Below are 10,029 nucleotides of genomic sequence, written 5' to 3'. Positions count from 1 at the left end.
TGGGGATGGTATCTACAACCCCATCAAAACCCAACTTCAACCTTGCCACCCCAAACACACAATCTTACAAGTGTACGATTATTCAATAAATCATGAAAATTATTCATTAGCTTTTTTTATTATTTTGGCTTATAATTTTCCGCCAAATATCCTTTAAATGGACATTTTGCCCAACGTGGTATTTTGTGTGTTCGGTGCTTATCATCATTCATTACCCAGCGCCATTCTGTCAAGCCTAAAAAAGCCACCAGAATTCACACAACTTTTTTTATTTTTTAAAATTTAAGCACAAATTTAAGCGAATTTCTCATGAATTATCAGATTTTTACTTCCGAATCCGTCAGTGAAGGCCACCCAGACAAAATGGCGGATCAGATTTCTGACGCGCTACTTGACGCCATCTTGACCGAAGATAAAGACGCGCGCGTGGCGTGTGAAACTCTAGTGAAGACTGGTGCGGTAGTACTGGCAGGCGAAATCAGCACCCATGCCAATATTGACGTGGAGCGCGTGGTGCGTGATACAGTGAATAAAATCGGCTACAACCACTCAGATCTTGGCTTTGATGGCTCAAGCTGTGCGGTGATTAACATGATTGGCAAGCAGTCGCCAGAGATTGCGCAAGGCGTGGACAGACAGCGCCCAGAAGACCAAGGTGCAGGCGATCAGGGCCTGATGTTTGGCTATGCCACCAACGAAACTGACGTGCTGATGCCAGCACCAATTCAGCTAAGCCACCGCTTGATGGAGCGCCAAGCCGAGCTTCGCAAAAACGGTACGCTGGCTTGGCTTCGCCCTGATGCCAAGGCGCAAGTAACTTTGCGTTATGATGACAATCACCGCCCTGTTGCCGTTGATGCGCTGGTGCTTTCCACTCAGCACGACCCAGACATCAGCCAAGCTGCACTCAAAGAAGCGGTGATGGAAGAAATCATCAAACACGTCATTCCTGCCGAGCTATTGCACAAAGACACGCTGTACCACATCAACCCAACCGGCAAATTCGTCATCGGCGGCCCTGTGGGTGATGCTGGCTTGACAGGTCGCAAAATCATCGTAGACACCTACGGCGGCATGGCACGTCATGGTGGCGGCGCATTCAGCGGCAAAGACCCAAGTAAAGTAGACCGCTCAGCCGCTTATGCAGGCCGCTACGTTGCCAAAAACATCGTGGCTGCAGGCATTGCTGCACGCTGCGAAGTGCAGGTCAGCTATGCAATTGGCGTTGCCGAGCCGACTTCTATTTCAGTAAACACCTTTAACACTGGCAAAATCAGCGACGTCAAAATCGCCGAACTGATTCGCCGCCATTTTGATTTGCGCCCTTACGGCATTACACGCATGCTGGATTTACTGCAGCCAATGTACGAAATCACCGCAAGTTATGGGCATTTTGGCCGTGCTGGCTCAGACCATGCCTTCACTTGGGAAAAAACTGACTTGGCGGCTGCTTTGCGTGCAGACGCTGGCGTGTAATACTACAAATTACAGTTAAAATCTTGTAAATCAAAGCCTTATAAACACAACAAAAGGACAAATCATGACCGACAAACCTACTGCCGAGCAAATTGACGACATTGGCGATGTGCAATTAAGCGAACAAATGAACGCCTTTTTTGAGCGTGCGGACGCTTTTATCGGACTTGCCAACAGCCAATTATCGCCACAATCACACGCAGGGCAAGTCGGCTCGTCTTTGATGTATGCTGCGGCACGTTTTAGTGCGTCCGTAGCTTCCATCGGCTTTGTCAAGGCGGAAGATTTCGCCAAAGAAAAAGAAGAAATCTTGCGTTTTTATACCGAGCAATTCCAAAAAATGCTCAGCGATAATTTGGACGAATACGCCCAGCACTTTGATAAATACACCAAACTCAAAGCAGGCGACCAAGCCTAAATTCAAAACCAAATTTCAAACCAAAAAATCCGCCAAAGTTTGTGCTTTGGTGGGTTTTTTATAAAGTAAATTTTACGATAATCAGCCTGATATTTATTAATTTCCAAAATTATGCTGAAGTAGCAATCACATTGTGCCACTTTTAAGAATAAGCTTGAAACACGGTTTTTAAAACCACAAAAAAACACCCCCAACCAAAGTCAGGGGCGTTTTTAAGCCAAAAACCAAACCAAAAATCAATTTTGGCGGTAGTTTGGTGCTTCTTTGGTGATTTGCACATCATGAACGTGCGATTCTTTCATACCTGCGCTTGTTACTTTCACAAAAGTGGTGTTTTTACGCATTTCTTCAATCGTGGCACAGCCTGTATAACCCATCGATGATTTTAAGCCGCCTGCCAACTGGTTGATGATGCCTGCCACAGGGCCTTTGTATGGCACACGCCCTTCAATACCTTCTGGCACCAATTTTTCCACGCCGTCTTTGGCATCTTGGAAATAGCGGTCAGACGAGCCGTTTTGTCCGCTCATCGCACCCAAAGAACCCATACCACGATACGCTTTATAATAGCGACCTTGGAACAGCTCAACTTCACCCGGCGCTTCTTCGGTACCTGCCAAAAGACTGCCCACCATGATACAGCTTGCGCCTGCCGCGATGGCTTTTGCCATGTCGCCACTAAAGCGAATGCCGCCGTCCGCAATCAGTGGAATGCGATCTTTTAGGGCGGTTGCTACATTATCAATGGCGCTGATTTGCGGCACGCCAATGCCTGCGATGATACGCGTGGTGCAGATTGAACCCGGGCCAATGCCAACTTTCACCGCATTTGCGCCAGCGTCCATCAATGCCAACGCCGCATCACCTGTGGCGATGTTACCACCAATGACTTGGGTGTTTGGATAGTTTTTCTTAATCCATGCCACACGGTCAATCACGCCTTTAGAATGGCCGTGCGCTGTGTCTACGATAACCACGTCCACATTCGCTTCAATCAAGGCTTCCACGCGTGCTTCGGTGTCTGCACCTGTGCCCACAGCCGCACCCACACGAAGGCGACCTTTTGCGTCTTTGGCGGCATTTGGGTTGTTTTCGGCTTTGGTGAAGTCATTGACAGTAATCAAGCCTTTTAGACGAAAATCATCGTCAATTACCACCACTTTTTCAATGCGGTGTTCGTGCAATAATGCCTTGATTTGCTCTTGGGGCGTGCCTTCTTTGACCGTTACCAATTTTTCTTTTGGTGTCATCACTTGGCTGACTTTTTTGTCCAAATTGGTCTCAAAGCGCACATCACGATGCGTTACAATACCCACAACCTTATCCGTACCTGCTTCTACCACAGGCACGCCGCTGATTTTATGCACTTGAGTTAGGCGCAAAAGCTCGCCCACCGTTACGTCTGGGTGTACGGTTACAGGGTCGGCAACGGTGCCTGCTTCAAATTTCTTGACGTGGCGCACACGGCTGGCTTGATGCTCGATGTCCATGTTTTTATGGATAATGCCAAGACCGCCAAGCTGCGCCATGGCGATTGCCATTTTTGACTCGGTAACGGTGTCCATCGCCGCAGAAATGATCGGCAAGTTTAGGTTGATGTCAGTGGTTAAGCGCGTGGCAAGTTTGGTTTCTTTTGGTAGAACTTCAGAATAGGCAGGAAGCAAAAGCACATCGTCAAAGGTGAGTGCGTCGTAGGCAATGCGTAGCATGGTTATTTCCTATTGGTGATGTCGCTGCTTTTTGTGCGTCTAAAATTGGTAAATCTAACCACAAACCAAAGTTTGCGCTCGGTGTTCGCTTGATAACCATAAAGAACACCGCCCAAAATCAGACAATCAAAGCAGGCTGTGAAATAACAACGTATTGTATCAAAAAACCCAAAACTTTGACAACAAATTTGTCGTAAATCGCACAAATAAAATCAAATTTTGCCTTTCATCGCCCCAATTTACCGCACCAACGCTTAAAAATAGCCACCATGCTTGCATTTCTTATCAAATCACATTCACGCTTGATGATTTTGACTTGTATTTTTTACACCCTAGAAATCACGCAATGCTTATCTTATGAAAAATTATAATAAAAGATGATTTTTTAAGTAAATTTTGGCATAATAAGCAGCAACTTGCCATCATGCACAAATCGCTGGCTTTTATATTTGCGCACTTTTGTATTTTATAATTTTTATAAACTGCTTGCCATGATAAGCACTGACGTTTACATAAAAGCAATACTCAGCCTGCCTAGGATTTGTTATGATGGCGCAATTTTATATCAGCCGCGTTTTTATGCCCATCGCACAAAAATCGCATGATAAAAACCCATTCTTAGAGTTTATTATGAAATTTTCTGCACGTTTTACACTTGCCGCTTTGGCACTTGGCGTACTGAGCGCTTGCAGTAATGGCGCTGCCAATGACAGCACCGCCAAGCCAGCCCAAACCAGCCAACAGGCAAGCCAAACCAGCACGCCTGCGAACAACAATGACGACGTGGTCAAAGCCTTGCAAGCCAATTTGCAAAAATCTGGCATTGACATCACCGCAAAAACCGCCCTACCTACCGACATGGAAGGCATTTACTGGGCGACATTTGATGGTGCGCCTGCCATGTTCACCGATGCCAAAGGCGAACACCTAATCCAAGGGCAAATCGTCAATATCAGCGGCGAACATCCGATTGACATCACCGCCAGCATTCACGCCAGCGTTGCCAAAGAAGCGCTTGCTGCTGTCAATCCTGACGAAATGATTATTTTCCCTGCCACAACCGACACCAAAGCAGCGATTTATGTCTTTTCTGACCCAACCTGCCACTACTGCCAAAAACTGCATGGCGAAATCAAAGAGCTTAACGATGGCGGTCTAGAAGTGCGTTATTTGGCGTGGCCACGCAGCGATCATTACATCGGCTTGACCGAATCCATCTGGTGCAGCAGCGACCGCAAAGACGCCATCACGCGTGCCAAAAAAGGCGAGAAAATCAGCGCCCCAACCTGCGACAACCCAGTCGCCAAGCACATGGCTTTAGGGCATGAATTGGGCGTATCTGGCACGCCTGCGGTCTTCACCGAATCAGGCGTACAAATTGGCGGTTATCTGCCCGCCAAAGACATGATTGCTACCGCCATCGCCAACCGCTGATTTTGGCTTGGGTTTAACACACTCACCAATCGTTTAAAAACACACTCAAAAGCACGATTTTGTCGTGCTTTTTTATTTTGCGCTTTACAGATTTGGCGGATTTGATGGTAAATTTAATGGCAAATCACACGCAAAATTAACTGGATTACACTCCAATCGCAAGCCATCGTAAGTGGTTAAAATTTCACCAATTTTAGCCGCTTTTGGTTTAATCAGCGCACAAATCTTGCTAAAAACCGATTTTTATCAAAATTTGCGCAAATTTTTATGAAAATTACTAGCAACTTCTTGCAAGTTGTGATAATTTAGCAATATTTTACAGCATTTCTTAACAGCGAGCGTTTGGCGCATTGCCACGCTTGTACAGTCTTGCCAAACTTTGGTTTGTGCTTATTGTTTATTTATTGAGAGTTTTTTGTGAGTAAGTCAATCAATCTTGCTGTGCTTGGGCTTGGCACAGTCGGCACAGGTGTGGTACACCTACTAAACGACAACGCCCGTGAATTGGCACGCCGCAGCGGCTACGAAATCAAAATCACCCACGTTGGTACACGTCGTGATCGCAGCGACATTGACCCTGCCATCAAACAAAGCGCGGATTTGATGGCGATTGCCGAAGCGGACGACGTGGACATCGTCATTGAAGTGATTGGCGGTACGACTGTCGCCAAAGACGTGATTTTGCACGCCATTCGCCACAAAAAACACGTTGTTACCGCAAACAAAGCCTTACTTGCCAAGCACGGCAACGAAATCTTTGCCCTAGCCGAAGAATACGGCGTGCAAGTGCGCTACGAAGCGGCGGTAGCTGGCGGCATTCCAATCATTAAAATCATTCGTGAAGCCTTGGCTGCCAATAAAATTGACTGGCTGGCTGGCATCATCAACGGCACGGGCAATTTCATCATGAGTGAAATGCAGCAAAAAAATCGCAAATTTGGCGATGTGCTTGCTGAAGCTCAGGCGCTGGGCTATGCCGAAGCCAACCCAACCTTTGACGTAGAAGGCATTGACGCGGCGCATAAATTGGCACTGCTGGCTTCTATCGCCTTTGGTATTCCAATTCAATTTGACAAAGTGTACTGCGAAGGCATTACCAAAGTCAGCCTGCAAGACGTGGTGTACGCCAAAGAGCTGGGCTATAACATCAAGCACCTTGGCTTTGCGTTTCGTCGTGAAAATGGCTTTGAGCTGCGTGTACACCCAACGCTCATTCCAGATAGCAAACTGCTTGCCAACGTCAATGGCGTAAAAAATGCCGTGATGGTGGACGCGCACCCACTTGGGCAGTCTTTGTATTATGGCGATGGTGCAGGTGCAGGTGCAACCGCTTCTGCGGTGATGGCGGACGTGATGGATTTGATTTATGTCATCGCCGCTGCCACGCCAAGCGATGTGCCGCATTTGGCATTCGTGCCAGAAGCGCTGTCTGACACGCGCATTTTGACCAGCGATGAAATGCAATCTGGCTATTATCTGCGCTTGACGGTCAAAGATGAGCTGGGCGTGCTTGCCGACACCACCCGCATTTTGAGCGAAAACGGCATTAACATTGACGCCATCATGCAAAGAGATGCGCACAAATCAGGGCTTGCGCCTGTGATTATCCTAACTTTGCCTGTGATAGAAAAACAAATGAACGCCGCCATCAAACAAATCGAAACGCTAAGCGCAGTGGCTGAGCCTGTGGTGCGCATTCGTTTGGAAAGTTTGGACGAGTAATACGAACGATTGCGATAATTTACCCCAAATGACGCAATCTTACCAATAATGACAAAACGCTCCAGTAGACAGCTGGGGCGTTTTTGGTGGATTGGTGTGATTGCTTTTTGTGGTGGTGGTCTATATAATAATTTATGGGATAAAAAACCCTATCAGGATGATGACATATGCCAACAGTAGAAAATAATTTCAACGGAGTTATTATTGAATGGGATGGTGATAAAGCCACCGAAAATTTCAACAAGCACGGGGTACGCTTTGAAGAAGCTGTTAGCGTCTATAATGACGACTATTCTATCACCATAGAAGATGCGCGAGAATATGGTGGCGAAGCTAGATTTATCACACTGGGAATGAGCAATCAACTGCGCTTAATATTTTTTGTGTGGACTTTTAGGAACAATCGTTATAGAATTATTTCAGCACGCAAAGCAAATAAATACGACATACAGGAGTATCAAAATGCACGAAAATTATAATTGGAATAATGCCAAACGCCCTGATGACGTACCAGAAATGCAAGCCATCAGACAAGCGTTAAAATCCACCAGCAACGCCAAAACACCAGAAAAACCTACCAACGCCATTGCTGATGACGTGTGGCAACTGATTCGTCAGCGCATGGACAATCCAGCTGACTTAGAGCGCATGAACGGCATGATACGCCTGCTGTTCGCTTAATCGTCTGGCTACCCAAACCGTTTATCCAAATCCACTTAGCAAAAAACGCACTGTATTGGTGCGTTTTTATTTAAGCCAATCAAAGTAAACCACCATCTACAACAAAAACCGCCCAAAAGGACGGCTTTATCACAAAATCGGCAAACTAAACCCTGCGCCAAGTCGTTCCTTGGCGGCTGTCTTCCAGCTCAACGCCCTGCGCTTTTAATTCTTCGCGGATTTGATCGGCAAGCGCAAAGTCTTTGTTTTTCTTGGCGTCGGCACGCTTGGCGATCAACGCTTCAATCTCTTCGGCAGACAAGCCTTCATCACCAAGGCTTTTTTGCAAAAACTCACTGGCTGGCACGCCAAGCAGCCCCAGCACGCTCGCCAAAGTTTTTAGCAAAGTCGCAAAATTTAGCGCCGCTTCGGTGTCATTCGCCTTGATGGCCTTGTTGATTTCGCTTGCCACGCTAAACAGCACGCTCACAGCTTTTGGCGTGTTAAAATCATCGTTCATCGCCGCCACAAAATCATCGGCAAACGCTTTGGCAAAATCCGCCTGCACAATGCCAGCGTCAATGCCAATCACACCAGATTGTTCAGCCGCCAAACTTTCAGCAGATTTTAGCGCATGATACAGACGGCTCAGTGCGGTGTGCGCTTCGGTGAGTGCTGCGTCTGAGAAATTCACTTGGCTGCGATAATGGCTTGATAAGATGAAAAAGCGCACCGTCTCGCCATGAAAATTCGCCAACACGTCTTTGATAGTGGAAAAATTCCCCAAAGACTTACTCATTTTTTCGCCGTCTACGTTGATAAATCCAACGTGCAGCCAGTTGTTGGCGTAGGTCTTGCCTGTGGCGGCTTCTGATTGGGCGATTTCGTTTTCATGATGGGGAAATTGCAAATCATGCCCGCCGCCATGAATGTCAAAACTCTCACCAAGGCAGCAGCCGCTCATCGCCGAGCATTCAATATGCCAGCCCGGACGACCTTCACCCCAAGGACTCGCCCACGCAGGCTCGCCCGCCTTAGCACGTTTCCACAGCACAAAATCAAACGGATTGCTCTTATCGTCCGCCACGTCCACACGGTTGCCCGCCTGCATTTCGTCCAGATTGCGCTTGGATAATTTGCCATACTCAGCAAAGCTGTCCACCGCATAATACACGTCGCCACCTTTGGTGTAGGCGTGATTTTTATCCATCAGCGTGCCAATCAGCGTTTGCATTTGGGTGATGTGTTCGGTGGCTTTTGGTTCTTGGCTTGGACGCAAGCAGCCCAAATTATCCGCATCTTCGTGCATGGCAGCGATAAAACGCGCAGTCAAATCGCCAATACTCTCACCATTTTCATTGGCACGGGCGATGATTTTATCGTCAATGTCGGTGATATTTCGCACATAAGTAACATCAAACCCCAGCGCCAGCAAATGCCGATAAATCACATCAAACGCCACCATCACGCGCGCATGACCGATGTGACAATAATCATACACCGTCATGCCGCACACATACATGCCCACTTTGCCTGCGTGAATGGGTGTGAATTTGGTCTTGGCGGCGGTCATGGTGTTATACAGCGACAAATCAGCTTGATGTGCGGCAAATAAAGTCATATTTTTTCCAAAAAACTTCAAAGAAAAACAAAATGCGCCATGCAAAACCACCAATATCAGCAAGTGGGTATAAGATAGTCAAGCGTCAGCGGTCAAGCCACGGCAAACATCACAATAATCCACCATCTTAGCAAAATTTAGCGGTATAATAAAGCAAATTTTCTTGAAAGCGGTGCTGGCGTTATGACAATCAAACACACCGCCAATTTTTATCTGATTTACACCAAAGGATTATTTATGGGCAACCGACTCAGCAAAATCTACACACGCACAGGCGATGACGGCACAAGCGGTCTTGCGGACGGCAGCCGTCTTGCCAAAGATGATGCGGTTTTTATGGCGATGGGCGATGTGGACGAGCTAAACTCACACATCGGCATGATTGACGCATTGCTTGATGGGCTGGACGCTGCATCAGCGCATTTTGACACCAAGGCGGTGCGTGATGAGCTAAACATCATTTCGCATTTGCTGTTTAACGTGGGCGGTGAGCTTGCCATGCCTGAATTTATCGGCATTCACGATACGCACATCAGCTGGCTAGAAGCACGCATTGATAAGATGAATGACAACTTGCCTTATCTGAAGGATTTTATTTTACTAAAAGGCAGCGTGCTGATTTGCCAAATTCACATCGCAAGAAGCGTGGCAAGACGTGCCGAACGCAGCTGCATCACTCTTGCCAAGCGCACATCGATTCGCCCCACCATCACCGCATTTGTCAATCGTTTGTCTGATTATTTATTCGTGCTGTCGCGATTTGTTACGCCTGATAATAAGGTGAATGAAACGCTGTGGAATGCCAAGGTTTTGGGGGAGTTGTAGGGTTTGTAAAATTGGGTTGGTTTGTAGATTGGTTTGTGAGTTAATTTGTAAGTTGGACTGAGCGAAAACTCAACATTTTAGGGTGATTTCTTAACCTTGTTGGGTTACGCTGTCGCTAACCCAACTTACGGTTTTGCCAAAAATCCAACCTTGTATCTTCCCCA

General features: G+C 47.0%; 9 protein-coding genes. 7 read left to right on the top strand and 2 right to left on the bottom strand.

Annotated elements, in window-relative coordinates; translation table 11 throughout:
* Positions 1 to 309: 309 nt before the first annotated feature.
* Entirely contained in the window at positions 310 to 1,476 is a 1,167-nt protein-coding gene (metK, locus tag B0181_RS10160) for a methionine adenosyltransferase (protein WP_078277383.1), read from the top strand.
* Between the two features lie 64 nt (positions 1,477 to 1,540).
* Positions 1,541 to 1,894 (top strand): DUF3144 domain-containing protein, encoded by a 354-nt coding sequence (locus B0181_RS10155; protein ID WP_078277382.1) that lies wholly within the window; start codon positions 1,541 to 1,543, stop codon positions 1,892 to 1,894.
* A 236-nt stretch (positions 1,895 to 2,130) separates the two neighbouring features.
* Here B0181_RS10155 and guaB read toward each other — a convergent pair whose 3' ends face one another.
* On the bottom strand, positions 2,131 to 3,603 hold the full coding sequence (gene guaB, locus B0181_RS10150) for an IMP dehydrogenase (protein WP_078277381.1): 1,473 nt from the start codon (positions 3,601 to 3,603) through the stop codon (positions 2,131 to 2,133).
* A gap of 546 nt (positions 3,604 to 4,149) precedes the next feature.
* Here guaB and B0181_RS10140 point away from each other — a divergent pair.
* The 4 genes from B0181_RS10140 (at position 4,150) to B0181_RS10125 (ending at position 7,440) form a co-directional block, all read left to right on the top strand.
* Positions 4,150 to 5,037: a DsbC family protein gene (locus tag B0181_RS10140; RefSeq protein ID WP_242620102.1), complete on the top strand. Its 888-nt coding sequence runs from the start codon at positions 4,150 to 4,152 to the stop codon at positions 5,035 to 5,037.
* 417 nt (positions 5,038 to 5,454) lie between these two features.
* Entirely contained in the window at positions 5,455 to 6,759 is a 1,305-nt protein-coding gene (locus B0181_RS10135) for a homoserine dehydrogenase (protein WP_078277379.1), read from the top strand.
* A gap of 167 nt (positions 6,760 to 6,926) precedes the next feature.
* On the top strand, positions 6,927 to 7,238 hold the full coding sequence (locus tag B0181_RS10130) for a BrnT family toxin (protein ID WP_078277378.1): 312 nt from the start codon (positions 6,927 to 6,929) through the stop codon (positions 7,236 to 7,238).
* A complete protein-coding gene (locus B0181_RS10125) occupies positions 7,222 to 7,440 on the top strand; it encodes a hypothetical protein (protein ID WP_078277377.1) in 219 nt (72 codons plus the stop codon). The genes B0181_RS10130 and B0181_RS10125 overlap by 17 nt, the downstream gene beginning before the upstream one ends.
* Positions 7,441 to 7,585: 145 nt before the next feature.
* On the opposite strand, the gene cysS is transcribed toward B0181_RS10125, so the two are convergent.
* Positions 7,586 to 9,040 carry a cysteine--tRNA ligase gene (gene cysS, locus B0181_RS10120; RefSeq protein ID WP_078277376.1) on the bottom strand — a complete coding sequence of 485 codons (1,455 nt, stop codon included), beginning with the start codon at positions 9,038 to 9,040 and terminating at the stop codon, positions 7,586 to 7,588.
* Between the two features lie 183 nt (positions 9,041 to 9,223).
* Here cysS and B0181_RS10115 point away from each other — a divergent pair, with 183 nt between their 5' ends.
* A complete protein-coding gene (locus tag B0181_RS10115) occupies positions 9,224 to 9,865 on the top strand; it encodes a cob(I)yrinic acid a,c-diamide adenosyltransferase (protein WP_242620137.1) in 642 nt (213 codons plus the stop codon).
* Positions 9,866 to 10,029 lie beyond the last annotated feature (164 nt).

The sequence above is a fragment of the Moraxella caviae genome, assembly GCF_002014985.1.
GTDB lineage: Bacteria > Pseudomonadota > Gammaproteobacteria > Pseudomonadales > Moraxellaceae > Moraxella > Moraxella caviae.
This window is presented reverse-complemented; position numbering and strand designations above follow the sequence as displayed.